The 24,606-nt window shown below is 65.7% G+C and carries 29 protein-coding genes; 20 read left to right on the plus strand and 9 right to left on the minus strand.

The window, feature by feature from the left end; translation table 11 throughout:
- The first annotated feature begins 27 nt into the window (after positions 1-27).
- The 4 genes from BRAGE_RS0143335 (at position 28) to BRAGE_RS0143350 (ending at position 2,693) form a co-directional block, all read left to right on the plus strand.
- Entirely contained in the window at positions 28-273 is a 246-nt protein-coding gene (locus tag BRAGE_RS0143335) for an acyl carrier protein (RefSeq protein WP_015688794.1), read from the plus strand.
- The gene (locus BRAGE_RS0143340; RefSeq protein WP_027562874.1) at positions 260-1,642 is read left to right on the plus strand and encodes a class I adenylate-forming enzyme family protein; all 1,383 of its coding nucleotides are present in this window, start codon (positions 260-262) and stop codon (positions 1,640-1,642) included. The genes BRAGE_RS0143335 and BRAGE_RS0143340 overlap by 14 nt, the downstream gene beginning before the upstream one ends.
- Positions 1,635-2,357, plus strand: a complete 723-nt coding sequence (locus tag BRAGE_RS0143345; RefSeq protein WP_027562875.1) for an SDR family NAD(P)-dependent oxidoreductase — start codon at positions 1,635-1,637, stop codon at positions 2,355-2,357. Before BRAGE_RS0143340 ends, BRAGE_RS0143345 begins: the two co-directional genes overlap by 8 nt.
- A 126-nt stretch (positions 2,358-2,483) precedes the next feature.
- The gene (locus BRAGE_RS0143350) at positions 2,484-2,693 is read left to right on the plus strand and encodes a hypothetical protein (RefSeq protein ID WP_027562876.1); all 210 of its coding nucleotides are present in this window, start codon (positions 2,484-2,486) and stop codon (positions 2,691-2,693) included.
- 13 nt (positions 2,694-2,706) lie between these two features.
- Here the strand turns inward: BRAGE_RS0143350 and BRAGE_RS0143355 are convergent, their stop codons facing one another.
- Entirely contained in the window at positions 2,707-3,093 is a 387-nt protein-coding gene (locus BRAGE_RS0143355; protein ID WP_027562877.1) for a hypothetical protein, read from the minus strand.
- A 212-nt stretch (positions 3,094-3,305) separates the two neighbouring features.
- Here BRAGE_RS0143355 and BRAGE_RS0143360 point away from each other — a divergent pair, with 212 nt between their 5' ends.
- Positions 3,306-4,457, plus strand: a complete 1,152-nt coding sequence (locus tag BRAGE_RS0143360) for a DUF3095 domain-containing protein (RefSeq protein ID WP_027562878.1) — start codon at positions 3,306-3,308, stop codon at positions 4,455-4,457.
- Positions 4,458-4,554: 97 nt separating this feature from the next.
- Here BRAGE_RS0143360 and BRAGE_RS0143365 read toward each other — a convergent pair whose 3' ends face one another.
- From BRAGE_RS0143365 to BRAGE_RS0143375, 3 genes are all read right to left on the minus strand, one after another.
- Positions 4,555-4,983, minus strand: coding sequence for a DUF2147 domain-containing protein (locus BRAGE_RS0143365; RefSeq protein WP_027562879.1), 429 nt, complete (start codon positions 4,981-4,983; stop codon positions 4,555-4,557).
- A gap of 110 nt (positions 4,984-5,093) precedes the next feature.
- A complete protein-coding gene (locus tag BRAGE_RS0143370) occupies positions 5,094-6,479 on the minus strand; it encodes an MATE family efflux transporter (protein ID WP_027562880.1) in 1,386 nt (461 codons plus the stop codon).
- Between the two features lie 83 nt (positions 6,480-6,562).
- Positions 6,563-7,090, minus strand: coding sequence for a GNAT family N-acetyltransferase (locus tag BRAGE_RS0143375; protein ID WP_027562881.1), 528 nt, complete (start codon positions 7,088-7,090; stop codon positions 6,563-6,565).
- A 242-nt stretch (positions 7,091-7,332) separates the two neighbouring features.
- On the opposite strand from BRAGE_RS0143375, the gene BRAGE_RS0143380 reads away from it, so the two are divergent.
- From BRAGE_RS0143380 to BRAGE_RS56275, 11 genes are all read left to right on the plus strand, one after another.
- Entirely contained in the window at positions 7,333-7,929 is a 597-nt protein-coding gene (locus BRAGE_RS0143380) for a superoxide dismutase (RefSeq protein ID WP_027562882.1), read from the plus strand.
- A gap of 270 nt (positions 7,930-8,199) precedes the next feature.
- On the plus strand, positions 8,200-8,811 hold the full coding sequence (locus tag BRAGE_RS0143385) for a permease (protein ID WP_027562883.1): 612 nt from the start codon (positions 8,200-8,202) through the stop codon (positions 8,809-8,811).
- Positions 8,808-9,308 carry a hypothetical protein gene (locus BRAGE_RS0143390; RefSeq protein ID WP_027562884.1) on the plus strand — a complete coding sequence of 167 codons (501 nt, stop codon included), beginning with the start codon at positions 8,808-8,810 and terminating at the stop codon, positions 9,306-9,308. Before BRAGE_RS0143385 ends, BRAGE_RS0143390 begins: the two co-directional genes overlap by 4 nt.
- A 138-nt stretch (positions 9,309-9,446) precedes the next feature.
- Complete coding sequence (locus BRAGE_RS51200; protein WP_035730688.1) at positions 9,447-9,689, plus strand: hypothetical protein; 243 nt, start codon at positions 9,447-9,449, stop codon at positions 9,687-9,689.
- Positions 9,690-9,691: 2 nt separating this feature from the next.
- Positions 9,692-10,444, plus strand: coding sequence for a metal ABC transporter ATP-binding protein (locus tag BRAGE_RS0143405; RefSeq protein ID WP_027562885.1), 753 nt, complete (start codon positions 9,692-9,694; stop codon positions 10,442-10,444).
- A 6-nt stretch (positions 10,445-10,450) separates the two neighbouring features.
- Complete coding sequence (locus tag BRAGE_RS0143410; protein WP_027562886.1) at positions 10,451-11,320, plus strand: metal ABC transporter permease; 870 nt, start codon at positions 10,451-10,453, stop codon at positions 11,318-11,320.
- Between the two features lie 2 nt (positions 11,321-11,322).
- The gene (locus tag BRAGE_RS0143415; RefSeq protein WP_027562887.1) at positions 11,323-12,186 is read left to right on the plus strand and encodes a metal ABC transporter substrate-binding protein; all 864 of its coding nucleotides are present in this window, start codon (positions 11,323-11,325) and stop codon (positions 12,184-12,186) included.
- 53 nt (positions 12,187-12,239) lie between these two features.
- The gene (locus BRAGE_RS0143420) at positions 12,240-13,289 is read left to right on the plus strand and encodes a CobW family GTP-binding protein (protein WP_027562888.1); all 1,050 of its coding nucleotides are present in this window, start codon (positions 12,240-12,242) and stop codon (positions 13,287-13,289) included.
- Positions 13,289-14,308 (plus strand): WD40 repeat domain-containing protein, encoded by a 1,020-nt coding sequence (locus BRAGE_RS0143425; protein ID WP_027562889.1) that lies wholly within the window; start codon positions 13,289-13,291, stop codon positions 14,306-14,308. Before BRAGE_RS0143420 ends, BRAGE_RS0143425 begins: the two co-directional genes overlap by 1 nt.
- A gap of 121 nt (positions 14,309-14,429) precedes the next feature.
- Complete coding sequence (locus BRAGE_RS0143430) at positions 14,430-15,146, plus strand: MgtC/SapB family protein (protein WP_027562890.1); 717 nt, start codon at positions 14,430-14,432, stop codon at positions 15,144-15,146.
- 101 nt (positions 15,147-15,247) lie between these two features.
- Positions 15,248-15,577: a hypothetical protein gene (locus BRAGE_RS56275; protein ID WP_027562891.1), complete on the plus strand. Its 330-nt coding sequence runs from the start codon at positions 15,248-15,250 to the stop codon at positions 15,575-15,577.
- 130 nt (positions 15,578-15,707) lie between these two features.
- Here the strand turns inward: BRAGE_RS56275 and BRAGE_RS0143440 are convergent, their stop codons facing one another.
- The 4 genes from BRAGE_RS0143440 to BRAGE_RS0143455 form a co-directional block, all read right to left on the minus strand.
- Complete coding sequence (locus BRAGE_RS0143440; protein ID WP_027562892.1) at positions 15,708-17,150, minus strand: homospermidine synthase; 1,443 nt, start codon at positions 17,148-17,150, stop codon at positions 15,708-15,710.
- A gap of 68 nt (positions 17,151-17,218) precedes the next feature.
- Positions 17,219-17,608 (minus strand): RidA family protein, encoded by a 390-nt coding sequence (locus BRAGE_RS0143445; RefSeq protein ID WP_027562893.1) that lies wholly within the window; start codon positions 17,606-17,608, stop codon positions 17,219-17,221.
- Between the two features lie 149 nt (positions 17,609-17,757).
- Positions 17,758-18,345: a GNAT family N-acetyltransferase gene (locus BRAGE_RS0143450; RefSeq protein WP_027562894.1), complete on the minus strand. Its 588-nt coding sequence runs from the start codon at positions 18,343-18,345 to the stop codon at positions 17,758-17,760.
- A gap of 131 nt (positions 18,346-18,476) precedes the next feature.
- Complete coding sequence (locus tag BRAGE_RS0143455; protein ID WP_027562895.1) at positions 18,477-19,619, minus strand: type III PLP-dependent enzyme; 1,143 nt, start codon at positions 19,617-19,619, stop codon at positions 18,477-18,479.
- Here BRAGE_RS0143455 and BRAGE_RS55510 point away from each other — a divergent pair.
- Positions 19,618-19,806 (plus strand): hypothetical protein, encoded by a 189-nt coding sequence (locus BRAGE_RS55510; protein ID WP_164938904.1) that lies wholly within the window; start codon positions 19,618-19,620, stop codon positions 19,804-19,806. The genes BRAGE_RS0143455 and BRAGE_RS55510 overlap by 2 nt on opposite strands.
- Before the next feature lie 485 nt (positions 19,807-20,291).
- Here the strand turns inward: BRAGE_RS55510 and BRAGE_RS0143460 are convergent, their stop codons facing one another.
- The gene (locus BRAGE_RS0143460) at positions 20,292-20,546 is read right to left on the minus strand and encodes a hypothetical protein (RefSeq protein ID WP_027562896.1); all 255 of its coding nucleotides are present in this window, start codon (positions 20,544-20,546) and stop codon (positions 20,292-20,294) included.
- Positions 20,547-20,683: 137 nt separating this feature from the next.
- Here BRAGE_RS0143460 and BRAGE_RS0143465 point away from each other — a divergent pair, with 137 nt between their 5' ends.
- From BRAGE_RS0143465 to BRAGE_RS0143475, 3 genes are read left to right on the plus strand one after another with little or no spacing between them, the layout of a single operon-like run.
- On the plus strand, positions 20,684-22,765 hold the full coding sequence (locus tag BRAGE_RS0143465) for a M3 family metallopeptidase (RefSeq protein ID WP_027562897.1): 2,082 nt from the start codon (positions 20,684-20,686) through the stop codon (positions 22,763-22,765).
- Positions 22,765-23,403: a DUF1007 family protein gene (locus BRAGE_RS0143470; RefSeq protein ID WP_027562898.1), complete on the plus strand. Its 639-nt coding sequence runs from the start codon at positions 22,765-22,767 to the stop codon at positions 23,401-23,403. The genes BRAGE_RS0143465 and BRAGE_RS0143470 overlap by 1 nt, the downstream gene beginning before the upstream one ends.
- The gene (locus BRAGE_RS0143475) at positions 23,394-24,545 is read left to right on the plus strand and encodes a nickel/cobalt transporter (protein WP_027562899.1); all 1,152 of its coding nucleotides are present in this window, start codon (positions 23,394-23,396) and stop codon (positions 24,543-24,545) included. The genes BRAGE_RS0143470 and BRAGE_RS0143475 overlap by 10 nt, the downstream gene beginning before the upstream one ends.
- Positions 24,546-24,606: the final 61 nt, after the last annotated feature.

Raw genomic sequence — 24,606 nt, forward strand, 5'->3', positions numbered from 1 at the left:
AATATCGATAACAAGAGCGAGCCAGCCATGTCGGTACGGTCCAAGGTCATCGAGGCGATCCAGCAGATCGCCAAAGAGCAGCACGTGACGCTTCCCGCCCTCTCGGACGATCTGTCCCTGCACGAGACGGGCTTCGACTCGCTCGCCTTCGCCATTCTGGTGGCGCGCCTCGAAGACGAGACCGGCGTCGACCCCTTCACCATTTCCGAGGACGCAGCGTTCCCCGCCACCGTGGGCGATTTCGTGCGGGCCTACGAAAATGTCCCCGCGTGAGATTTTTGCGCTTCGCGACCATCTCGGCGCGGAGCTGACCGGCCGTACGCTGTCGGATGCCCACCATGTGGTGTCGCTGACGGATATCCTGTCGCAGACGGTCCTCGGCGGCCGCCTGCATGAGCTGTCTGGCCGTGCCGTCCTGCTGAAATTGTCCGACCAGCTTCGGTCGGGCATCGCCATGATCGAGCTCGACGGCATCGCCCGTCGCATGCTGCTGTGCCCGCCCGATCTCAACCCGGCGCATCTCGACGCGCTGATCGCCGATGCCGGGATCGATGCCGTTGTCACCGACGAGCCCGATCGCTGGACTGATGCCGGCGTGTCGCTGGTCGTCACCGCGCAACTGCCGCTTCAAGCCACCACGCCTGCCAAGACCGAGCGCGCCACCGAATGGCTGATGCTGACGTCGGGCACCTCGGGCGTGCCGAAAATCGCCGGCCATACGCTGGAGGCGTTGACCGGCGCCATCGTCGCCGAAGGTCCGGCAAAAGGCCCCGCGCCGGTATGGGCGACGTTCTACGACATCCGCCGCTATGGCGGCCTGCAGATCTTTCTCCGCGCCATTCTCTCCGGCGGCTCCATGGTGCTGTCCGATCCGCATGAGGCGCTCGGCGATCACGTCGCGCGGCTGAACGGGCGCGGCGTCTCCCACATCTCCGGTACGCCCTCGCATTGGCGCAAGCTCTTGATGAGCGGCGCGGCCGCGCAGTTCGCCCCGCGCTATGTCCGCCTCTCCGGCGAGATCGCCGACCAGGCGGTGCTCGACGGGCTCAAGGCCGCATTCCCGAATTCTTCCGTCGGCCATGCCTATGCCTCGACCGAGGCCGGCGTCGGCTTCGCCGTCAATGACGGGCTCGAAGGTTTCCCGGCCGACTATCTCGGCAATCGCAATGGCGTCGAGATGAAGGTGGTCGATGGCTCGCTGCGGATCCGCTCGACGCGCACCGCACATGCCTATGTCGGCCGCAACGCCGCCGCACTCAGCGACGCGGACGGCTTTGTCGACAGCGGCGACATCGTCGAGCTGCGGGGCGACCGCTATTATTTCGTCGGCCGCCGCGGCGGCATCATCAATATCGGCGGCCTGAAGGTCCACCCCGAGGAAATCGAGGCGGTGATCAACCGCCACCCTGATGTGCGGATGTCGCGGGCGAAATCGCGGCGCAGCCCGATCACCGGCGGCATCGTCGTCGCCGACGTGATCCTCACTGAGGGCACCGACCAGGCGCGGATCAAGGAGATCCGCGACCAGATCCTGGAGCAGTGCCGCGCCCAGCTGGCGTCCCACAAGGTGCCGGCGGTGATCCGCTTCGTCGAGGCGCTCGATGTCACTCCGGCCGGCAAACTGGCGCGCACCGATGCATAATGTTCTCGTCACCGGCGGCAGCCGCGGCATTGGCCTGGCGATCGGCAAGCGCCTCGTTGCTTCAGGCTACAACGTGATCGCGGCGGCGCGGCGCGAGAGCGACGAGCTCAAGGCGGCGATCGCAGAGTCCGAGGGCCGCCTGCATTTTCGGGCCTGCGACCTCGCCGTGATCGATGCGATCCCCGCCTTCGCGAAGCTCGTGCGCGACGAGTTCGGTCCGACCTTTGGTCTCGTCAACAATGCCGGCCTCGGCACCGAAGGCCTGCTCGCGACCATGCACAATTCGGAGATCGAGGCGCTGGTGCAGCTCAATGTGCTGTCGCCGATCATCCTCACCAAATATGTCGCGCGGCAGATGATGGCCGATGGCGCCGGCCGCATCATCAACATCTCCTCGATCATCGCGACGACAGGCTATAACGGCCTCTCCGTCTACGGCGCGACCAAGGCTGCCGCAACCGGCTTCACCCGCTCGCTCGCGCGGGAGGTCGGCAAGCTCGGCATCACCGTCAATGCGATCGCGCCCGGCTTCATCGACACCGAGCTCACGCACAATCTCTCCGACGAAGGCCGCAAGCGCATCGCCGGCCGCAGCGCATTGCGCCGCCTGCCGGAAACGGACGACGTCGCGCGCATGGTGGAATATCTGCTCGGCGAGGGCGGCCGCAACGTGACCGGTACCGTGTTCACGATCGACGCGGGCAATACCGCGTAAACGGAACCCGTCTGCCACAATTGCGTTGATCCGGCGCAATGACATTCAGCCGGATTTGGTCGTAAGATGCTCCGCAATCGATTGGGTTACGTCAATCGATCTGCCCTAATCGACAGGGAGCAGTCCATGACCGTGCAAGACATGACCGCTTCATCTCAGCACCGGACCGAGCAATCTGGCGCGAAGCCAGACGAGGTCCATTGCCCGCCGATGACGCATCAGAACTCCGGCGGCCACGGCCATGAAATGTATCCGCAGCAATTCGTGCGGCTTGTCGGCTGCCACGATGCCTCGCTCGAGGCCTTGCGCAAGCGCGAGGACGAGAAGCTGCATTAGCGCGTGCGGGCGCTCAAGCTCGATGCTTCGGCAGGTCAATCCGTTCGTGTGAGAATTCCGGCGGCCCCTCGGTGAGGCGGCGGATGCGGCGCTCGCGTTCGTCGACCGGCAGTGCGGGATCGAGCAGCGCTTTGATCTCGTGCACCGCGATCTCCTCGATCCGCGTGGCGTCGGATGCGACCGAGTGCGCCGATGCCGGCGCAGCAGGCGCGATCTTCAGCCCGAGCTCGACCAGCTTGCAGATCGCAGCCGAGCGCGACAAATGATGGGCTTCAGCCCAGGCATCGACAATTGCTGTCAGTCTTTCCGGCATTTTCACCGCACTGATCGGGTCAAGCCCCGTGCGTCGCCGCATCGGCGGGTTGGACTGCCTGTTGCTGAAGTCGGACACCTCGATCATCCCGCCTCGCTCCTGGAGATGCCGCCATCGTAGAGGTTGCCCGGGCCGGCTGTTTGACGTCGATCAATGATCGGCTGCGGCATTGCGGCGCGCTGCGATCTTGTTGTCCGGGCCGGTTTCGGCCAATGATCGAAAGCGGCGCCGCCCGGCGAACCCGGATCGCTCCTGCCTCGTATCTCTCTCGGACGCTTCCAACCATCCGGCATCACCCGATGACATCAGGCGACTCCTTCTACGGCGGCATTCCCGTCTTCCGCGGCTTCACCAGCCTGATGGACCCCGCGCTCTATGCGCCGCTGCCGGATGACTGGAGCATTGGCGTTGCCGATATCGTGGATTCGACCAAGGCGATCGCGGCGCAGCGCTACAAGGCGGTCAACATGGCCGGCGCCGCCGTGATCGCGGCGGTGACCAATGCGCTTGAGGGTCGCGAATTTCCCTTCGTGTTCGGCGGTGACGGCGCGAGCTTTGCGGTCGCGCCTTCGGATCTCGATGCTGCGCGCGAGGCACTGGCCGCGACCGCGACCTGGGTGCGGGAGGATCTCGACCTGAAGATGCGCGTCGCGCTGGTGCCGGTCAGCGCCATCCGCGCGCAGGGCCTCGACGTGCGCGTCGCGCGTTTCGGTCCGTCGGCGAATTTGTCCTATGCGATGTTCTCGGGCGGCGGGCTCGCCTGGGCCGACGCTGCGATGAAGCGCGGCGAGTTCGCGGTCGCGGAGGCACCGGCGGGCGCGCAGCCCGATCTCTCAGGACTGTCTTGCCGCTTCGAGGTGATGCCGGCTGCGCGCGGCCTGATCCTGTCGGTGCTGGTGATGCCCGCCCGCGGCGTCGATCCGGCGGCCTTCCGCAAGGTGATCGAGGACATCATCCACCTGGTCGAGCGCAGCCCGGACGGCGGCCGTCCCGTGCCGCCGCAGGGCCCGCCGCTGAAATGGCCGCCGCAGGGGCTGGACTTCGAAGCCCGCACCAAGCGCGGCGGTCCGCTGCTCGCGCGCAGGGCCAGCGTGCTGGCCTATACGCTGTTCGTCTATCTGATCATGCGTTTCGACCTCAAGGTCGGCGGCTTCGTGCCCAAGGTCTACAAGCGCCAGGTGGTCGAGAACTCGGACTTCCGCAAATACGATGATGGCCTGCGCATGATCCTCGACTGCACGCCGCAGCTTGAGCGCGCCTTGAGCGAGCGCCTCGCGATGGCGGCGCGCGACGGCATCGTGCGCTACGGCCTCTACCAGCAGGACGCGGCGATGATGACCTGCTTCACGCCGTCGGCGCTGCGCAGCGACCATGTCCACTTCATCGACGGCGCGCGGGGCGGCTACGCCTCGGCGGCGACGGCGCTGAAGGCGATGATGGCGGCGGGCTAAAGCATGATCCGGAAAAGTGCGAAGCGGTTTTCCGAAAAGATCATGCTCAAACAACAACCTAAAGCGGGATAACGATTCATCCCAATCTCATCGCGCTTTAGCGCCGGGTCCAGGTCTCGCCGCCACAGAGCGCGCCGACGCAGCCTTCGACCCGCAGCGAATCTGCGCCGGTGACCGTGACGCTGCTCGCATAGGTGCTGCCGTCGTCGGCATTGTAGATCTGGCCCGACCATTTGTTCGGCCCTGACGGCTGCATGCCGCTGAACAGCGGCAGGCCAATCATCGGGCGCCTCGCGAGCGCGGGGTTGGGGTTCTTGCTGTCGGTGGCGGGCTGGCCGGTCGCGGTGTCCATGGGCTCGCGCAGCCAGACGATGTGGCCGCAGATGCCGCCGCCGCACTTGCTGATCTTCACGCGCGCATCACCCGCCTGGGTGAGCCAGGTCCCGTCGGCGCTCTGAGCATGGGCGGCAGTCGCGCCAAACAGCGCAGCCAAAATGACGGAAGGAATCGCGAACCTGCTGAGCATGGAGGGAGCCCCGAAAAATGGAGGCGCTTCCATAGCAGCCCGGCAGGATAGTGCAACGCTGGATGGAATCACATTCCCGCGTTTACCTGCCTGCGCTTACTCGCCTGCGCTCATTTGCCCCAGCGCGCGAAGGCGACCGAGGCGGCGGTCGAAAGCCCGAACACGACCATGGCGCCGCCGACCAGCGCAAACAACGTCCAGGCCGGCGCCTGCGCCGTCATCAGACTGACGCCGCCGATCGCGACGATCAAAAGCCGGGCAGTGGAGGCCAGCACCGGGCCGCCGACGCGTGCCGCGCCCTGCGATGAGAAATACAGCGACACGCCCATGCCGAAGAACACGAAGGCCGGGCCGGCCCAGTGGAAATAGCTGTGCGCCGCCGCAGTGACACCGGGCTCCCCGGTGAACAGCGACACCCACAGCGCAGGATCGAGCGCGACGGCGAGGCCGATCAGGCCGACCGCCAGTCCCGAAGCGGCAGCCGCGGTCCAGGCGACACGCCGCGCGCGCTTGATATGTCCGGCGCCCATCGCCATGCCGACCATCGGCACCGAGGCGATGCCGAAGGCGAAGGTGATCGGGATCAGCAGGAATTCCAGCCGCGAGCCAATGCCGTAACCGGCCAGCATCTCGGTGCCGAAGGTCGCCAGGATCTTTGTGAAGATCAGGATGGTGAGCACGGTCTGGAGCGGCGATAGGCAGGCCACGGCGCCGACTTTGAGAATGTCCAGGAACATCGCGCGCTCGAACTGGAAGGCGCGAAAGTTCAGCGCCAGCCGGCTGCGGCCTGATAGTAGATACCAGAGAAAGAAGACCGCGGCGCAGCTGAACGCGATCAGCTGGCCGGCAGCAACTCCGGGCATGCCGAATTGCGGCATGCCGAACAGGCCGAGCCCCAGCGTGCCGCCGAGCGCGATCTGGAGCACGCTCGCGACGATCAGCGTCATCGACGGCAGGCGCATGTCGCCGGTGCCGCGGATCACCGAGGCCAGCGTGTTGACGAGCCAGATCGCGACCGCGCCCGAGAACAGCACCTGCGAATAGCCGCAGGCCTCCTCGAGCACGCGCTCGCGCCCGCCGAGCAGCGTGAAGAACGAGCGGCCGAAGGCGAGCATCATCGCCGTGAAGAACAGTCCGCCGCAGAGGCCGATGATGGCGGCATGCAGCGCCAGCGTCGCGGCGCGATCGCGATTCCCGGCGCCTAGCGCGCGGCTGATCGCCGAGGAGACCCCGCCGCCCATCGCGCCCGCGCTCATCATCTGCGTCAGCATCGCGAACGGAAAAACGAGGGCGATGGCGGCGAGCGGGATGGTGCCGAGCCGCCCGATATAGGAAGTCTCGGCGATCGCAACCAGCGTGCTGCCGACCATCGCGATCATGTTGGGGATCGCGAGCCGGAGCAGCGTCGGCAGGATCGGCGCCGTCAGCAGGCTCGCAATGGGGGAGGCGACCGGGGCCCGCGGCGGCGCGGCGTCTATCGGGGCGTCGATCGTCATGTCCCACCGGGCGGAATATTGGATGATGAGCGACATATTATAGGGCGGCCCCCCTCCGCGCCAGCCCTGCGCTCACGCAGGGCTCACCAGGGCAGGCCGCATAGGTCGATGGTGCCGAGCGTCGGCGCGCGGACGATCTCGAAGACGTAGGGCGCCATGTACTCGAAGCGGATCCGCCCCTCCGGCTGCTCGCAGTAGACCTCGCCCTTGAAGGGCTGCCATCTGCGCGCCTCGTAGAATGCGAAATTGTGCGGCTCGCAGAACAGGAACCCGAAGCGGACCGCCTCGTTGGCGCGCATGGTATGGACGGCTGCGTCGATGGCCATGGTCGCATAGCCGCGGCCGCGCCGGTCCTCGCGGGTGCAGACGCCGCCGATGCCGCCGACATGGACCTTCTGTCCGTTCCAGGTGACGGTGCGGAAGTAGACGCCGACGTGGCAGACGATACCGTCCTCGGGCGTCTCGAGCAGCACGCGAAGATGGGCATTGTCCCATTTGACGTGAGCCCAGGGCTTGCCCGCGATCATCTGCGGTCCCCAGACCGCCTGATGCAGCGGCGCGGCGATCGGCCACGAGGCGTCGCCGTTCAAAATGTCGATCTCTATGCTCATGGCGTCCCTTCGCAGCTCCGCTTCGTGGCGCGCTTGTTCTGTCTTAAGCGCCTCAAAGGCAATGATATTTTATGGCGAACCGCAGGCTTGATCGACCGCGGCCCGTTGCGACGAATTGGTGCATTCGGGCGAAGTCACCCCATCACGCGTTTTCGCAAATTCTGAGGTATTTAATGCTGCAGGAACCTTCTATAAGGGGTGACCGTTAGAACTCGTTCCCCACCAGTTGCGGACAAGAAGCCATGACCTTTACGCTGCCCCCACTCCCCTACGCCTATGACGCCCTCGGCCAGTACATGTCGAAGGAGACGCTCGAATATCATCACGACAAGCATCATCAGGCCTACGTCACCAACGGCAACAATGCGCTCAAGGGGACCGAATGGGAAGGCAAGTCCCTTGAGGAGATCGTCAAGGGCTCGTTCGGCAAGAACCCCGCGGTGTTCAACAACGCCGGCCAGCACTACAACCACATCCACTTCTGGAGCTGGATGAAGCCCAATGGCGGCGGCACGAAGCTGCCGGCCAAGCTCGAGAAGAAGATCAACGAGGACCTCGGCGGCTTCGAGAAGTTCAAGACCGACTTCCAGGCGGCCGGCGTCGGTCAGTTCGGCTCCGGCTGGTGCTGGCTCCAGGTCAAGAACGGCAAGCTCGAGATCTCCAAGACCCCGAACGGCGAGAATCCGCTGGTGCACGGCGCCACGCCGATCCTCGGCTGCGACGTCTGGGAGCACTCCTACTACATCGACTATCGCAACCGCCGCCCCGATTATCTCAAGGCGTTTGTCGAGAACCTCGTGAACTGGGAATACGTCGAGTCGCTGTTCGACAAGGCGTAAGCTTTACTCCGTCATCCCGGGGCGATGCGCCAGCATCGAACTACGGTGCGCGGTTGCGCACCTGAGGATCTCGAGATTCCGGGTTCGCACTTCGTGCGCCCCGGAATGACAAATCAGGCGGTCGCATCAGCGGCCGCCTTTTTGCTGTGCGGAATTGACTGATTGAACCAGTCCTGCGCAGCGCGCGCACGGGTCTGTCATCACACCGTTTGCATCGGGGGAACGCCGCCCTTAATCAGGACGGGCATCACCTTCGATCCGACCGAGCCGTTGTCAGAGCCTTCCCCGAACAATCCGGCGCCTGCCGAGGACGCGGAGTCCGAGCCGCGGCCGGGCCGTGTGCGCAAGCCGATCGGCTGGTCGACCATCATCATCGCAGCGCTGGTGGCGGTGAGCGCAGGCCTGGTCTGGCGGCGCGACGGCACCGACGGCGTCCTCGACATCCTCACCCACGATCTCTCGCTGTTCTCAGGCATCCTGCCGCGCGTGCTGGCCGGCTGCCTGTTAGGGGCCTTCATCTCGGAGATCCTGCCGCACGAGAAAGTCTCGCGCTCGCTCGGGCCGAAATCCGGCCTGATGGGCCTCCTGATCGGCACCGCCTTCGGAGCGATTCTCCCCGGCGGTCCCTTCACCGCCTATCCGGTGGCGAGCGCGCTACTTGCGGTCGGTGCCGATTTCGGCGCCACCATCGCCATGGTCGTGAGCTGGACCCTGATCGGCTATGGCCGCGCGGTCGCCTGGGAGATCCCGATCATGGGCACCGACTTCACGCTGTGGCGGATCGTGATCTCGCTGCCCCTGCCGGTACTCGCCGGTGCGCTCGGCCGCTTCGTCTATGTCCGGGTCTATCCGAAGCGTGAAAGCGACGAGGAGGCGAATTGAGCGCAGCGCTCCTGATCGACATCCTGCTCTGGGGCTCGGTGTTCGGCGTCGGCCTGATCGCCTTCCGCCGCGGCCCTCCGGTGTTCAAGGCCTCGCTGCGCGAAGGCACGATGGACTTCATCAACATCGTGCCGCGGATCGCGTTAGGGGTGATCGGCTCCGGCTACATCGCCGCGATCATCCCGCAGGAGGTGATCACCGGCTGGCTCGGCCCGGACAGCGGCTGGCTCGGGGTTGCGACCGCCGTGGTCGCCGGCGCGGCCACACCCGGCGGTCCCGTGATCGGCTTCTCGATCGGGACCGTGGCGCTGAAGTCCGGTGGCGGGGTGCCGCAGGTGGTGGCCTATGTCGTCGCCTGGGCCCTGTTCGCCTTCCAGCGGGTGATTTTGTGGGAAATCCCGTTCATGCCGGCCCGTTTTGTCTGGTTCCGCTGCGCGGTGTCCGTGCCGTTTCCCTTCGTGGCTGCCGCCATCGCGATGGTGATTGGCAAGCCCTAAACGCTCGGGAGGTCATTCCGGGGCGATGCGCAGCATCGAACCTGGAATCTCGAGATTCCGGGTTCGGCTCTTCGAGCCGCCCCGGAATGACATCCTCAGCCGTGGACAGGCGTAATGTTATAATATAACGTCCCTGGCATGGTTCCCGCCGCGTCCCACGCCCACCATCACGACCATGCTCATGGGCATTCCCAAGGTCATTCTCATGACCATTCGCATGGGCACGACCACACCCACGCCCATGTCCACGATGCGGCCTCGCCGCATCCGGCGCAGGACGCACCCTGGTCGATCCTGCGCATGACCATGGCCGGCCGCCTTGCGGCGGCTGTCGCTGTCTGCGCCGTGCTCTGGGGCATCGTCTTTCTGGCGATGAGGTGACCATGGCGGCGCTGCACTTCCACAACGTCACGCTCGGCTATGACCGCCATCCGGCCGTGCACCATCTCAATGGCGAGGTCGCGCGAGGGGCGCTGGTCGCCGTGATCGGCCCCAACGGCGCCGGGAAATCCACGTTGCTGCGCGGCATCGTCGGCATCCTCAGGCCGCTCGACGGCAGCATCCATCTCGGTGGGTTAGACGTCCGCGACATCGCCTATCTGCCGCAGAGTGCGGAGATCGACCGCACTTTCCCGATCTCGGTGTTCGATTTCGTCGGCACTGGGCTGTGGCGCGATGCCGGCCTGTTCGGCGGCATCGGCAAGGCCGCGCGCGGGAAGATTCTCCGCGCGATCGGCGCCGTCGGCCTCAGCGGCTTCGAGAACCGCCCGATCGGAACGCTCTCGGGCGGACAGATGCAGCGCGTCCTGTTCGCGCGCGTGCTGCTCCAGGATGCGCGCCTGATCGTGCTCGACGAGCCCTTCAACGCCATCGACAGCAAGACCACGGCGGACCTGCTCGCGCTGGTGAAGCACTGGCACGGCGAAGGCCGGACCGTGCTGGCCGCGCTGCACGACATGGAGATGGTGCGCACCCACTTTACCGAGACGCTGGTGCTGGCGCGCGGCCCCGTGGCCTGGGGCCCGACAGCGGAGGTGCTGACGCCGGAAAACCTGATGGTCGCGATGCGGATGTGCGAGGCCTTCGACGACAGCGCCGCGGCCTGTGGCGAAGATGGGCGCTCGCAGGCGGCGTGATCACAGATGGTCTATGACGCGCTGATCGGCCCGTTCACCGAATTCGAGTTCATGCGGCGGGCGCTCGCCGCCGTGATCGCGCTGGCGCTGGCAGGCGCGCCGATCGGCGTGTTCCTGATGCTGCGGCGGATGAGCCTGGTCGGCGATGCCATGGCGCATGCGATCCTGCCCGGCGCGGCCGTCGGCTTCCTGCTCTCCGGCCTCAATCTGTTTGCGATGACCGCCGGCGGCCTGATCGCCGGCTTTGCGGTGGCGATCCTCGCCGGCGTGGTCGCGCGCTCGACGGGGCTGAAGGAGGACGCTTCGCTTGCGACCTTCTATCTGGCTTCGCTGGCGCTCGGCGTCACCATCGTCTCGATCAAGGGCACCAATATCGACCTCTTGCACGTCCTGTTCGGCAACATCCTCGCGATGGACGATCAGACGCTGCTGGTGGTCGCCTTCAACGCCACGGTGACGCTGCTGGTGCTTGCCGTGATCTATCGTCCACTGGTGATCGAGAGCGTCGATCCTCTCTTCTTGCGCACCGTCAGCCGTGCCGGCGGCCCTGCGCATCTCGCCTTCCTCGCCCTCGTCGTGATCAATCTCGTCAACGGCTTTCAGGCGCTCGGCACGCTGCTGGCGGTGGGGCTGATGATCCTCCCTGCCGGCATCGCGCGGTTCTGGTCGCGCGATCTCACGGCCATGATGTGCATCGCTGTGATCGCCGCGGCCATCTCGGGCTACGCCGGCCTCGTGCTGTCGTTTCAGACCCGCGTGCCGTCGGGGCCCGCGATCATCCTGGTGGCGACGGTGTTCTACATCGTCTCTGTGCTGTTCGGTCGCGTCGGCGGCATCGTCAGGCAGATGTTTCCCGGCCGGCATCTGGAGGCGTGACGATGCGCTTCCTTCTGCTCCTTGCCTTGCTGCTGATGGCCTCACCGCTGCACGCCGCCGAGCGGCTAAACGTGGTCGCAAGTTTCTCGATCCTCGCCGACTTCGTCCGCAATGTCGGCGGCGACCGGATCGATCTGACCACGCTGGTCGGCCCCGACAGCGACGTTCACGTCTATACTCCGGCGCCGGGCGATGCGAAGCGGATCGCGGCTGCAAAGCTCGTCATCGTCAACGGGCTTGGCCTCGAGGGCTGGCTGCCGCGTCTGGTGCAGTCAGCAGGCAGCAAGGCGGAGGTGGTCACCGCAAGCGCCGGCATTGCACCTCTGAAGCTTGGCTCGGCCGCCGATCCGCATGCCTGGCAGTCCGTGCCGAATGCCAAGGTCTACGTGACCGACATCGCCAACGCGCTGGCCGTGGCCGATCCTGACGATGCCGAGTTCTTCCGCGGTCAGGCTAGGGCTTATCTGGAAAAGCTCGAAGCCCTCGACCGCGAGGTCCGCGAGGCCGTCGCCAAAATCCCGGCCGAGCGGCGCAAGGTGATCTCGACCCACGACGCCTTCGGCTATTTCGCCGCCGAATACGGCGTCCAGTTCATCGCCCCCCTGGGCGTTTCCACGGAAACCGAGCCCAGCGCGCGGGACATCGCGGCCATCATCGGCCAGATCAAGGCCCAAAAAATCCCGGCGGTATTTCTGGAAAATATTAGCGATGACCGCCTGATCCGGCGGATCGCGGCCGAGACCGGCGCACAGGTCGGCGGGACCCTGATTTCGGACGGTTTGACCGGCGAAAAGGGGCCTGCACCCACTTACATTGACATGGTCAGGCACAATATAAAGGCCCTGACCAGCGCGCTTGACCATTAGGGCAGGGGCCACCCCGCCTCGCGTCGCGCGAAAAGCCCGAAGCCGGAGTTGTTATGTCTGAAGCGACCTCCCAGAAAATTCCCGTGACCGTGCTGACCGGCTATCTCGGTGCCGGCAAGACCACGCTGCTCAACCGCATCCTGTCGGAGAACCACGGCAAGAAATACGCCGTCATCGTCAACGAATTCGGCGAGATCGGCATCGACAACGACCTCATCATCGGCGCCGATGAGGAAGTGTTCGAGATGAACAACGGCTGCATCTGCTGCACCGTGCGCGGCGACCTCGTGCGCATCATGGACGGGTTGATGAAGCGCAAGGGCAAGTTCGACGCCATCATCGTCGAGACCACCGGCCTTGCCGATCCGGCACCCGTCGCCCAGACCTTCTTCGTCGACGAGGACGTGCAGAAGAACGCCCGCCTCGACGCCGTCGTCACGGTCGCCGACGCCAAATGGCTGTCGGACCGTCTGAAGGACGCGCCCGAGGCCAAGAACCAGATCGCGTTCGCCGACGTCATCGTGTTGAACAAGACCGATCTCGTCAACAAGGGCGAGCTTGCCGAGGTCGAGGCCCGTATCCGCGGCATCAACCCCTATGCGAAGCTGCATCGTACCGAGCGCTGCTCGGTGGCGCTGGCCGACGTGCTCGATCGCGGCGCGTTCGACCTCGACCGCATCCTCGACATCGAGCCGGATTTCCTCGAGGCCGACGACCATGACCACGACCATGATCATCACCACCATCACGGCCACGACCATCACCACCATGATCACGGCCACGGCCTGAAGCACTATCACGACGAGGACATGCAGTCGCTGTCGCTGAAGACCGACAAGCCGCTCGATCCCAATGTGTTCATGCCCTGGCTGCAGAACCTGGTGCAGGTCGAGGGCGGCAAGATCCTGCGCTCCAAGGGAATCCTCGCCTTCCACGACGACGACGACCGCTATGTCTTCCAGGGCGTCCACATGATGCTGGAGGGTAACCACCAGCGGAAGTGGAAGGACGGTGAGCCGCGCGAGAGCCGCCTCGTCTTCATCGGCCGCGAATTGCCGGAAAAGGCCATTCGCGAGGGCTTTGAGAGCTGCATCGTCTCGTGATGAAAGAGTTTTCGCCGGCCCCCGATTCCGCCTCGATCGTCTCCGTCACCGACCGCGTCAAGCCGCTCGCGCTTGGCATGGCCGTGACCTCGGTGCATTTCCTTGGCCTCCGCGCCGCCTTCGTCGGCGGCGAGGAGAACGTCGCATTCGTCGACGCCAAGGGTGAGATCACCACGGTCGCCGTGCACAGTGGCGGCATTCTCTCGACCGCCTCCGACGGCAAGCGCCTCGTGATGGGCGGCGACGACGGCAAGGTCGTTGCGCTCGACGCCAAGGGCGAGGTGACGCTGCTTGCGACCGACCCGAAGCGGCGCTGGATCGACGCGGTGGCGCTCCACGCCGATGGCGCCTTCGCCTGGTCGGCCGGCAAGACCGCGACCGTCAAGAGCGGCAAGGCCGAGGAGAAGTCGCTCGAGGTGCCCTCGACCGTCGGCGGACTCGCGTTTGCGCCAAAGGGTCTGCGGCTCGCGATCGCGCATTACAATGGCGCGACGCTGTGGTTTCCGAACATGGAAGGATCGGCCGAATTCCTGCCCTGGGCCGGCTCGCATCTCGGCGTCACCTTCAGCCCCGACAACAAATTCCTGGTCACCTCGATGCACGAGGCGGCGCTGCATGGCTGGCGGCTCGCCGACAACAGGCACATGCGCATGACCGGCTATCCCGGCCGCGTCCGTTCGATGTCCTGGAGCGCGGGCGGCAAGGGGCTGGCAACCTCCGGCGCCGACACCGTCATCATCTGGCCGTTCGCCAGCAAGGACGGCCCGATGGGCAAGGAGCCCGCGATGCTCGCGCCGCTGCAGGCCCGTGTCTCCGTGGTCGCCTGTCATCCCAAGAACGACATCCTCGCCGCCGGCTACAGCGACGGCACCGTGCTGATGGTGCGGCTGGAGGACGGCGCCGAGATCCTGGTCCGTCGCAACGGCACGCCGCCCGTGTCTGCGCTCGCCTGGAATGCCAAGGGCACCCTGCTGGCGTTTGCGGACGAAAGTGGGGATGGCGGGCTGCTGGAGCTTTAATCTGTCATAGTTCCCGCCGTAGGGTGGGCAAAGGCGCCCTCGCGCCGTGCCCACGATCTTTTTCCTTTGACGGGAGCCGTGGGCACGCTTCGCTTTGCCCACCCTCCGGCAGCTGACATTCATGCGGTTTCTGACGACCTTCCAGCTTGCTGATTTCGCCGACACGCTGGTCAGCCTGTTCACGGCCTTCGTGCTGGGCACGCTGATCGGCGCGGAGCGGCAATACCGCCAGCGCACCGCGGGCCTGCGCACCAACGTGCTGGTCGCAGTGGGAGCGGCCGCCTTCGTCGATCTCGCCATGCATCTGGACGGCGCCGACGGTGCCGTGCGGGTGATCGCCTATGTCGTCTCCGGCATCGGCTTTCTCGGCGCCGGTGTCATCATGAAGCAGGGCATGGACGTGCGCGGGCTCAACACCGCGGCGACGCTGTGGGCCTCGGCCGCGGTCGGCTCCTGCGCGGGCGCGGACATGGTCGCGCAGGCGGCCGCGCTCACCGTGTTCGTCATCGCCGGCAACACGCTGCTGCGCCCGCTGGTCAACGCCATCAACCGCATCCCGCTGAACGAGAAGGCGCTGGAAGCGACCTACTACTTCAAGCTCGCGGTCGCGACCGACGCGTTGCCCGACATGCGCGACCGCCTCGTCGACAAGCTCGAGGCCGCGAAATATCCGGTGGCCGATGTCGAGGTCGCCGAGATCGGCGAGGACAATCTGGAGATCGTCGCAAAGCTGGTGGCCACAGCGGTCGACCCGAACGAGCTGAATGCGGTGGCGACCGATCTCCAACACCTGCCGGGCGTGCGTCACGCGACCTGGGAAGTCAGCACGACGGAGTGAGCGCGGCGCTTTGGCGCGCAGGGGATAGGTTCCCGCTCATTCGGCCCCGGAACCGGCGTGCCCCAGTTTCGTTGATCCCGCGGACAAACGCGGTGATCGATATGCCCGGCCAGAATGACAAGCGCAGACTGAAGCTCGACCTGACAATCGCCTGTTCGCTGTTCGCAGCAGGCGTCGTGGTGTCGGTGGTGTCACTGGCGCAAATCCGCGCCGAAAGCCGGATGCAGACGGCGCAAGCGACGCAGCCGCTCCAGGGCACGCCGTCCGACGAACAGAGCAAGACGCCCGCGGAGTCCAAGCCCGGCGGCGACCGGCCGACCACGCCGGCCCCCGAGCCGGCGCGCCCCGATCCGCAGACGCAGGGCGCGGCAAAGCCGGTGTTGCCACCGGCTCCGGCGGAGAAGGTCGCGCCGCCGATCGAGAAGAAGTAGGTTTCTCTGTCATTCCGGGGCGCGCGAAACGCGAGCCCGGAATCCATTCATCCGCACGTATTGCCGCCCGATGGATTCCGGGCTCGCGCCAAGTGGCGCGCCCCGGAATGACGGGGCGAGAGAGCCTGCCTCACCGCACCAGAATATTCCTGAACTGCCAGGGATCGCTGGTGTCGATGTCCTCCGGGAACAGCCCCGGACGATCCGTCAGTGGCGTCCAGTCGGTATAAAAGCCCTTCACCGGGCCAAGATACGGCAGCTGGATTTCGAGCAGGCGATCGAAATCCATCTCGTCGGCTTCGACGATGCCTTCGTTCGGGTTCTCCAGCGCCCAGACCATGCCGCCGAGCACGGCGGAGGTCACCTGCAGGCCGGTGGCGTTCTGATAGGGCGCAAGGGCGCGGGTCTCTTCGATCGAGAGCTGCGAGCCGTACCAATAGGCATTGTTGTCGTGTCCGAACAGCAGCACGCCGAGCTCGTCGATGCCGTCGACGATCTCGTTCTCGTCGAGGATGTGGTGCTTCTCCTGCATCTTGGCGGCGCGGCCGAACATCTCATGCAGCGACAGCACGGCATCGTCGGCGGGATGATAGGCGTAGTGGCAGGTCGGCCGGTAGACGGCCTTGCCGGAGGCGTCACGCACCGTGAAGTAATCGGAGATCGAGATCGATTCGTTGTGGGTGACGAGGAAGCCGTACTGCGCGCCGCGGGTGGGGCACCAGGTGCGCACGCGCGTGTTGGCGCCGGGCTGCATCAGATAGATGGCAGCACCGCAGCCGGCCTCGTGGGTCCGCGCATTCTCCGGCATCCACTTCTCGTGGGTGCCCCAGCCGAGCTCGGACGGCTGCACGCCTTCCGACAGGAAACCTTCCACCGACCAGGTGTTGACGAAGACATCAGGCTCCTTCGGCTTCTTGGAGCGCTGGGTGTCGCGTTCGGCGATGTGGATGCCCTTGATGCCGGCCTGCCGCATCAAATCCGCCCATTCGGCCTTGGTCTTCGGCCGGGGAGCATTGAGCTTGAGATCGGCGGCGACATTGAGCAGCGCCTGCTTGACGAAGAAGGAGACCATGCCGGGATTGGCGCCGCAGCAGGAGACGGCCGTGGTCGAGCCCGCCGGGCGCGCCCGCTTGGCGGCCAGCGTCACTTCGCGCAGGGCGTAGTTGGAGCGCGCTTCCGGGCCCTTGGACGCATCGAAATAGAAGCCGAGCCAGGGCTCGTTGACGGTATCGATGTAGAGCGCGCCGAGCTCGTTGCAGAGCTCCATGATGTCGGTCGAGCCGGTATCGACCGAGAGATTGACGCAAAAGCCCTGGCCGCCGCCTTCGGTCAGCAGCGGGGTCAGCAGCTCGCGGTAATTGTCCTTGGTCACGGCCTTCTGGATGAAGCGCACATTCTGTTGCTCGCAATGCGCCTTGCGGCCCTCGTCCTTGGGATCGATCACGGTGACGCGCGACTTGTCGTAGTCGAGATGCCGCTCGATCATCGGCAAGGTGCCTTTGCCGATGGAGCCGAAGCCGACCATGACGATGGGACCGGTGATCTTCGCGTAGATCTGCGAGGGGTGGCTCATGGGATGGTTTCTCCGGAACGTGCTGGCGAACGAAAGGTGAGGGGGTGGATCAGGCGCTGCGGCGCTTGTCAGACGCTGCGGCGCTTGGCGGTGACTTCGATCTCGACCTTCATCTCGGGCTTGGCGAGGGCGGAGACGACCAGCAACGTCGCCGCCGGCCTGATGTCGCCGAGAACCTCGCCGCAGACGGCGAAGTGGGCATCGATGTAGCTGGCGTCGGTGACGTAGTAGGTCGCACGGACGATATCGGCCATCTCGAATCCGCCCTCCTTCAGGGCGGCTTCGATGGTCTTGAAGCAGTTGCGTGACTGGCTCGTGACATCGGCCGGCATCGTCATCGTCGTGTAATCGTAGCCGGTGGTTCCCGCGACGAAGGCGAAATCGCCATCGATCACGGCGCGGCTGTAGCCGACGGTCTTCTCGAGCGGGGAGCCGGTGGAGATCAGGCGACGAGACATGTTTTGGACCTCGACTGAAAGGGGTGTTTCGCGGGGTTAAAAGGCGTTTCCGGCGCCTGCGCAACCCCAAAGGAAGAGGCTTGGCGCAGGCGCGGCCGGGCGTTGCCGCAGGATGCTGCGGCTTCGGTCTTCGCTATGAAAGCGATCCCTTAGGCCGCGTGCGCGTGGAGGGCGCGAACCGCCCTCCGTTTGGGCAGGGCCGCGCCGGTCGGGACGATCATCCCCTCGGCGCCATCGAGCACACCGTCGGTGAGCTCGATTGCCAGCAGGCGGTCGCGTTCGAACGGGCCGGGCAGCGACAGCGCGCCGGTCTTCTCCGCCGAGAAGCCGAAGCGGGCGTAGTAGGGGGCATCGCCGAGCAGGATCACGGCTTCATGCCCGCGCGCCCGGGCGGCGGCCAGCGCTTGATGCATCAGCGCGGCGCCGATCCCGAGCTCGCGGAAGGCAGGGTCAACCGCCAGCGGTCCGAGGACCAGAGCGGGCCTGCCTCCGGCGCTGACGTGCCACAACCGCACGGTTCCCACGAGTGTCCCCTCGCGCACGGCCGACAGGGCAAGGCCTGCGGCAGGTGCGCGCCCGTCGCGGAGGCGCTGGCAGGTGCGGCCATGGCGATTCTCGCCAAAGCACGTATCGAGCAACGCTTCACGCATCGCGACGTCGGCAGCACGTTCCGCACGGATCGCGAACGGAGCGGCTTTCGAAGTGAGGGCGACTTGTGGCTTCCGAGGAGCAGTCATGGCGCGTCAGTCCCCGCTTGAGCCGACGCGCGTGCAGCACGCCGGTCCAAGACGTCGTCAGAAATCGAAGATGTCAGGGAGGAGCCGGCAAGCCGGCTCCCGGGTTCGTCAGGCCTCAGAAGAGAGGCAGCTTAGATGTGGTACGTCTTGAGCGGCGGGATACCGTTGAACGCCACAGCCGAGTAGGTCGACGTATAGGCCCCGGTGCCTTCGATCAGCAGCTTGTCGCCGATCTCGAGCGTGACGGGGAGCGGGTACGGGTTCTTCTCGTACAGCACGTCGGCGCTGTCGCAGGTCGGGCCGGCGAGCACGCACGGGGTCATGTCCGCGCCGTCATGCGGGGTGCGGATGGCGTAGCGGATCGACTCGTCCATGGTCTCGGCGAGACCGCCGAACTTGCCGATGTCCAGGTACACCCAGCGCACCTCGTCCTCGTCGCTCTTCCTCGAGATGAGCACGACCTCGGACTCGATGATGCCGGCGTTGCCCACCATGCCGCGGCCCGGCTCGATGATGGTCTCCGGAATCTGGTTGCCGAAGTGCTTGCGCAGCGCACGGAAGATCGAGCGGCCGTAGGTCACGACCGGCGGCACGTCCTTCAGGTACTTGGTCGGGAAGCCGCCGCCCATGTTGACCATGGACAGGTTGATGCCGCGCTCGGCGCAGTCGCGGAACACCTGCGAGGCCATCGCCAGCGCACGATCCCACGCCTTCACCTTGCGCTGCTGCGAGCCAACATGGAAGGAGATGCCGCACGGCTCCAGGCCCAGGCGCTTGGCGACGTCGAGCACGTCGACGGCCATCTCCGGGTCGCAGCCGAACTTGCGGGACAGCGGCCACTCGGCGCCGGCGCAGTCATAGAGGATGCGACAGAACACCTTCGCGCCGGGAGCGGCACGGGCGACTTTCTCGACCTCGGCGGCGCAGTCGACCGCGAACAGGCGAATGCCGAGCGCGAAGGCGCGCGCGATGTCGCGCTCCTTCTTGATCGTGTTGCCGAAGGAGATGCGGTCGGGCGTCGCACCTGCGGCCAGCGCCATCTCGATCTCGGCGACCGTCGCGGTGTCGAAGCAGGAGCCCATGGAGGCGAGCAGGGACAGCACTTCCGGCGCCGGGTTCGCCTTGACGGCGTAGAACACGCGGCTGTCGGGCAGCGCCTTGGCGAAGCTCTGGTAATTGTCGCGCACGACCTCGAGGTCGACGACGAGGCACGGCTCGGTGTCGAGACCTTCCTTGCGGCGGTTGCGCAGGAATTCCTGGATACGTTCGGTCATGGCACTCTCCAACGGTCCCAGCGACGGGATCCGCATCAACGTGACGTCGGATAAGAGTGCTTCGGCCACATCGCGCGATGGAGGCGCGTTGAGGCCAAAAAACTCAAACCAGACTGTGCTGCCGTGGATTGGTTGGGAGAGCTTCCCGCCCGCACACCTGGCAATGAAGGACAAGCCTTTTCAGTAGCCCGCGCCGGCGTTGGACTGCCGGTAGAGACCAAAAAAGCCCGATCCGTCGTTGCTTTAAGTCGCGTCCCCCGTTGAGAGCGGGGTGCGCCGGTTCGCCTCCGGCTGCCAGTCACGGTTGCAAAAAGTGAAGTCACCTTCGACAAGGCATCTCTTGAGAGAGATGCTGGGCTCCGGGTTTGCTTCGGTCGTTCGACTATTCAGTCTTCGACTTCCGCACTTCCGAAGAGCCCCTCGGCTTCTTCACCCCTTGGCGGCTGTCCGGCCTCTTGTCCGGATACCTACCGACTGACACACGACCACAGGCACGTGCGAAATTGGGCAAGACCGCACATAAGCGTTTTGACTCTGGTTCGCAAGAATTTTTTTAGGCTGCGGACAGAATTGCCTAACGTCTGCTTGCGCAGTGTTGCGCGAGCGACGCGGAAGATGAACGTGCGTTAAGTTTTCTGTGTCGCGCGCGTGTTGCTCACGCGCGTGTGCGCGTCAGCGGCGCTTGGTGAAGGGCTCGACGCGCTGAGCTGCGCGGATGAACGCGGTCATCACGAGCACGCCGAGCGTGAACAGCACGGCTTGCAGGATGTGCGTGCCCTGGTCGCCGAGACCGAACAGGATCGCGAGCGCCCAGCCACCGGCAAAGGCCGCGCCGAACACCTCCGCGCCGATCAGGATCGCGGCGCTGATGACGGTGATGACGCTCGGCCAGACGATCTGGCGGGAGGACGAGGAAGGCGCGTTCATGAACTCTGGGATCCCAAGGCTTCGAGGGCCGCAATCTCCCCGAAAAGCCGGTCGGGAGCAAGGGCAAATGGCCCAAAAAAGCCCCATGGCGTGCTATAGCTGCTCGCAACAAATCGGCTCAAAAATCGGGACTTGTGATGTCAGAACCCCGCCAGAATACGGACACCGAGATCAATCCGCTGCTGAAGGCCTGGGTGACGCCGTTCGCGACCCCGCCGTTCGACGAGATCAAGCCGGAGCACTTCGTCCCCGCCTTCGAGCAGGCCTTCGCCGATCACTCCGCCGAGATCGCGGCGATCACCAATGATCCGGCCGCGCCCGACTTCGCCAACACCATCACGGCGCTGGAGCGCTCGGGCAAGCTGCTGAGCAAGGTCGCGGCGGTGTTCTACGACCTCGTCTCGGCGCATTCCAATCCGGTCATCCTGGAGATCGACAAGGAAGTCTCCTTGCGGATGGCGCGGCACTGGAATCCGATCATGATGAACGCCGTGCTGTTTGGTCGCATCGCTCATCTGCACGAGAACCGCGCCAATCTCGGTCTCACCCCCGAGCAGCTCCGCCTGCTGGAGCGCACCTACACCCGCTTCCACCGCTCCGGTGCCGGCCTCTCGGAGGAGGCCAAGACGCGGATGGCGGAGATCAACGAGAAGCTCGCCCAGCTCGGCACCGGTTTCAGCCATCATCTGCTCGGCGACGAGCAGGAATGGTTCATGGAGCTCGCCGAAGCGGACCGCCAGGGCCTGCCGGAGAGCTTCGTCGCCGCCGCCAGGGCTGCGGCAGAAGAGCGCGGCATGGCAGGCAAGGCCATCGTGACGCTGTCGCGCTCCTCGACGGAGCCGTTCCTGAAGAGCTCGGCGCGGCGTGACCTCCGCGAGAAGGTCTACAAGGCCTTCACCGCGCGCGGCGACAACGGCAATGCCAACGACAACAACGGCACCATCGTCGAGATCCTCAAGCTGCGGGAGGAGAGCGCCAGACTCCTGGGCTACCCGACCTTCGCCGCCTACCGGCTGGAGGATTCCATGGCCAAGACGCCGGACGCGGTGCGCGGCCTCCTGGAGCGGGTCTGGAAGCCGGCCCGCACGCGGGCGCTGGCCGACCGCGACGAGATGCAGGCGCTGATCACGGAAGAGGGCGGTAATTTCAAGCTCGCGCCCTGGGACTGGCGCTTCTATGCCGAGAAGCTCCGCCTCCAGCGCGCCAATTTCGACGATTCCGCGATCAAGCCATATCTGACGCTCGACCATATGGTCGCCGCCGCCTTTGACTGCGCCACGCGCCTGTTCGGCATCACCTTTGAGGAGCGCAAGGACGTTCCCACCTGGCACCCCGACGTCCGGGTCTGGGAGGTGAAGGGGCCTGATGGCAAGCACAAGGCGCTGTTCTACGGCGACTACTATGCCCGGCCGTCGAAGCGGTCCGGCGCCTGGATGACCTCGCTGCGTGACCAGCAGAAGCTCGACGGCGACATCGCGCCGCTCGTGATCAATGTCTGCAACTTCGCCAAGGGGGCCAATGGCGAGCCCTCGCTGCTGTCGCCCGACGATGCCCGCACCCTGTTCCACGAGTTCGGCCACGGCCTGCACGGCATGCTCTCCAACGTGACCTATCCGTCGCTGTCCGGTACCTCGGTGTTCACCGACTTCGTCGAGCTGCCCTCGCAGCTCTACGAGCACTGGCAGGAGCGGCCCGAGGTGCTCCAGCAGTTCGCCCGCCACTACCAGACCGGCGAGCCGCTGCCGGACGATCTGCTCCAGCGCTTCCTCGCCGCGCGAAAGTTCAACCAGGGTTTTGCCACGGTCGAGTTCGTCTCCTCGGCGCTGGTCGATCTCGAATTCCACACCCAGCCGGCCGAGGCCGCACAGGATGTGCGCGCCTTCGAGAAGAAGGAGCTGGAGAAGATCGGCATGCCCGAGGAGATCTCGCTGCGCCACCGGCCCACCCAGTTCGGCCACATCTTCTCCGGCGATCACTACGCCGCGGGCTATTACAGCTACATGTGGTCCGAGGTGATGGACGCCGACGCCTTTGGCGCCTTCGAGGAGGCCGGCAACATCTTCGACCCGGCAGTCGCAAAACGCCTGCACGACGACATCTACTCCTCAGGCGGATCGGTCGACCCGGAAGCCGCCTATGAGGCCTTCCGCGGCCGCCCGCCGGAGCCCGACGCGCTGCTGCGCCGCCGCGGCCTGCTCGACGACGCCAAGGCGGCCTGATGGGCATGCGCGTCCTGTTGGGGATATTGCTCGCCGCCGCGATGATCCTCGCGGCAGGCGTGGCGAGCGCGCATCCGCATGTCTGGATCACCGCGACCAGCGAACTGCTTTATGCGGAGGACGGCTCGATCACCGGCGTCCGCCACGCCTGGACCTTCGACGATATGTTCTCGGCCTATGCGGTGCAGGGGCTCGAGGCCAAGAAGAAGGGCGCCTATACGCGCGAGGAGCTGGGGCCGCTGGCGCAGACCAATGTCGAGTCGCTCAAGGAATACGCCTATTTCACCTTTGCGAAAGCCGACGGCAAGAAAGAGCGCTTCAATGAGCCGGTCGACTACTTCCTCGACTACAAGGATACGGTGCTGACCCTGCACTTCACGCTGCCGCTGAAGAATCCGGTCAAGCCCAAGCAGCTGGTGCTCGAAGTGTTCGACCGCTCCTTCTTCATCGACTTCCAGATGGCCAAGGGCAATCCGGTCAAGCTGGTCGGCGCGCCCGCCGGCTGCCAGATGAAGCTCGACCGTCCCAGCGACGGCACTGCGACCGCGCAGAAGCTCAACGAGCAGACCTTCATGAGCGGCGAGAACACCAATTTCGGCATGATGTTCGCCAACAAGATCACGGTGGATTGCCCTTGACCGGTCGTCTTCAGTCTCCGCTCGCCCGCGGGCTGCTCGCCTGCGCTGCGGTCGTCGTCGTGCTGGGCGTGGCCGATGCCGCGCTCCATGATCTCCTCGCGCAAAATCCCTTTGGCGCGCCGCGCCCGGCGCAGGCGGCCGAACCCGAAGCCAGCGGCATCGTCGGCTGGCTGCTGGCAAAGCAGTCGGAATTCTATCGTCAGATGTCGACGACCATCCGTGCCGCGAAGTCCGACGGTTCGGCGGTGTGGACCTTGCTCTTCATCTCGTTCGCCTACGGCATCTTTCATGCCGCCGGCCCCGGCCATGGCAAGGCGGTGATCGCCTCCTATCTCGTCGCCAACCGCGAGACCGCCCGGCGCGGCATCGCGCTGTCGTTCGCCTCGGCGCTGATGCAGTCGGTGGTCGCGATCCTGATCGTCGGCATCTCGGCGTGGATCCTGAACGCCACCGCCAAGACCATGTGCAAGGCGGAGGGCGCGATCGAGATCGCGAGCTACGCCCTGATCGCGCTATTTGGCCTGCGCCTCGTCTGGGTCAAGGGCCGCACCTTCATCCGCGCGCTCCAGGCGGCCCAGCCGGTGCCGGCGATCGCCGGCGTGCCGCATGACCATCATGATCACGGCCATCACCATCATCATGATGCGCATGGTCACCACGATCACCATCACCACGATCACAGTCACGCCCATGCCCATGATCACGCCCACGATCACGCCCATGACCATCACGGGCATGACCACGTCCACGACGAGCATTGCGGCCATTCCCATGGTCCGACGCCAAGCGAGCTTGCCGGCCCCGGCGGCTGGCGGCGCGGCTTTGCGGCGATCCTGACCGTCGGCATCCGTCCCTGTTCGGGGGCGATCCTGGTTCTGGTGTTCGCGCTGGCCCAGGGCCTGTTCTGGGCCGGCATCGCCGCGACCTTCCTGATGGGGCTCGGCACCGCGATCACGGTCGCGGCCATCGCCGTCGTCGCCGTCTCCGCCAAGGACATCGCGGCCCGCCTCAGCGCCGGCCGCGACGGCGGCGGCGCGCTGTTCATGCGCGGCATCGAATTCGCCGCGGCTGCCGTCGTGCTGCTGTTCGGTGCGGGGCTGTTGTTCGGCTACATCGCCGCCGAACGGACGACGTGTTTTTGAGGCGAACTCTCGTGCCCCGGACGCAGCGCAGCGCGTAGCGTTGCGCCGCTGAGCCGGGGCC

The organism is Bradyrhizobium genosp. SA-4 str. CB756 (genome assembly GCF_000473125.1).
In the GTDB taxonomy this organism is placed as follows: domain Bacteria; phylum Pseudomonadota; class Alphaproteobacteria; order Rhizobiales; family Xanthobacteraceae; genus Bradyrhizobium; species Bradyrhizobium arachidis.

What these genes read in the sequence shown, in the direction of transcription:
- BRAGE_RS0143335 (WP_015688794.1), top strand. Translation starts at nt 28, where the DNA reads ATGTCGGTACGGTCCAAGGTCATCGAGGCGATCCAGCAGATCGCCAAA.
- BRAGE_RS0143340 (WP_027562874.1), top strand. Translation starts at nt 260, where the DNA reads ATGTCCCCGCGTGAGATTTTTGCGCTTCGCGACCATCTCGGCGCGGAG.
- BRAGE_RS0143345 (WP_027562875.1), top strand. Translation starts at nt 1,635, where the DNA reads ATGCATAATGTTCTCGTCACCGGCGGCAGCCGCGGCATTGGCCTGGCG.
- BRAGE_RS0143350 (WP_027562876.1), top strand. Translation starts at nt 2,484, where the DNA reads ATGACCGTGCAAGACATGACCGCTTCATCTCAGCACCGGACCGAGCAA.
- BRAGE_RS0143355 (WP_027562877.1), bottom strand. Translation starts at nt 3,093, where the DNA reads ATGATCGAGGTGTCCGACTTCAGCAACAGGCAGTCCAACCCGCCGATG.
- BRAGE_RS0143360 (WP_027562878.1), top strand. Translation starts at nt 3,306, where the DNA reads ATGACATCAGGCGACTCCTTCTACGGCGGCATTCCCGTCTTCCGCGGC.
- BRAGE_RS0143365 (WP_027562879.1), bottom strand. Translation starts at nt 4,983, where the DNA reads ATGCTCAGCAGGTTCGCGATTCCTTCCGTCATTTTGGCTGCGCTGTTT.
- BRAGE_RS0143370 (WP_027562880.1), bottom strand. Translation starts at nt 6,479, where the DNA reads ATGACGATCGACGCCCCGATAGACGCCGCGCCGCCGCGGGCCCCGGTC.
- BRAGE_RS0143375 (WP_027562881.1), bottom strand. Translation starts at nt 7,090, where the DNA reads ATGAGCATAGAGATCGACATTTTGAACGGCGACGCCTCGTGGCCGATC.
- BRAGE_RS0143380 (WP_027562882.1), top strand. Translation starts at nt 7,333, where the DNA reads ATGACCTTTACGCTGCCCCCACTCCCCTACGCCTATGACGCCCTCGGC.
- BRAGE_RS51200 (WP_035730688.1), top strand. Translation starts at nt 9,447, where the DNA reads ATGGTTCCCGCCGCGTCCCACGCCCACCATCACGACCATGCTCATGGG.
- BRAGE_RS0143405 (WP_027562885.1), top strand. Translation starts at nt 9,692, where the DNA reads ATGGCGGCGCTGCACTTCCACAACGTCACGCTCGGCTATGACCGCCAT.
- BRAGE_RS0143410 (WP_027562886.1), top strand. Translation starts at nt 10,451, where the DNA reads ATGGTCTATGACGCGCTGATCGGCCCGTTCACCGAATTCGAGTTCATG.
- BRAGE_RS0143415 (WP_027562887.1), top strand. Translation starts at nt 11,323, where the DNA reads ATGCGCTTCCTTCTGCTCCTTGCCTTGCTGCTGATGGCCTCACCGCTG.
- BRAGE_RS0143420 (WP_027562888.1), top strand. Translation starts at nt 12,240, where the DNA reads ATGTCTGAAGCGACCTCCCAGAAAATTCCCGTGACCGTGCTGACCGGC.
- BRAGE_RS0143425 (WP_027562889.1), top strand. Translation starts at nt 13,289, where the DNA reads ATGAAAGAGTTTTCGCCGGCCCCCGATTCCGCCTCGATCGTCTCCGTC.
- BRAGE_RS0143430 (WP_027562890.1), top strand. Translation starts at nt 14,430, where the DNA reads ATGCGGTTTCTGACGACCTTCCAGCTTGCTGATTTCGCCGACACGCTG.
- BRAGE_RS56275 (WP_027562891.1), top strand. Translation starts at nt 15,248, where the DNA reads ATGCCCGGCCAGAATGACAAGCGCAGACTGAAGCTCGACCTGACAATC.
- BRAGE_RS0143440 (WP_027562892.1), bottom strand. Translation starts at nt 17,150, where the DNA reads ATGAGCCACCCCTCGCAGATCTACGCGAAGATCACCGGTCCCATCGTC.
- BRAGE_RS0143445 (WP_027562893.1), bottom strand. Translation starts at nt 17,608, where the DNA reads ATGTCTCGTCGCCTGATCTCCACCGGCTCCCCGCTCGAGAAGACCGTC.
- BRAGE_RS0143450 (WP_027562894.1), bottom strand. Translation starts at nt 18,345, where the DNA reads ATGACTGCTCCTCGGAAGCCACAAGTCGCCCTCACTTCGAAAGCCGCT.
- BRAGE_RS55510 (WP_164938904.1), top strand. Translation starts at nt 19,618, where the DNA reads ATGGCACTCTCCAACGGTCCCAGCGACGGGATCCGCATCAACGTGACG.
- BRAGE_RS0143455 (WP_027562895.1), bottom strand. Translation starts at nt 19,619, where the DNA reads ATGACCGAACGTATCCAGGAATTCCTGCGCAACCGCCGCAAGGAAGGT.
- BRAGE_RS0143460 (WP_027562896.1), bottom strand. Translation starts at nt 20,546, where the DNA reads ATGAACGCGCCTTCCTCGTCCTCCCGCCAGATCGTCTGGCCGAGCGTC.
- BRAGE_RS0143465 (WP_027562897.1), top strand. Translation starts at nt 20,684, where the DNA reads ATGTCAGAACCCCGCCAGAATACGGACACCGAGATCAATCCGCTGCTG.
- BRAGE_RS0143470 (WP_027562898.1), top strand. Translation starts at nt 22,765, where the DNA reads ATGGGCATGCGCGTCCTGTTGGGGATATTGCTCGCCGCCGCGATGATC.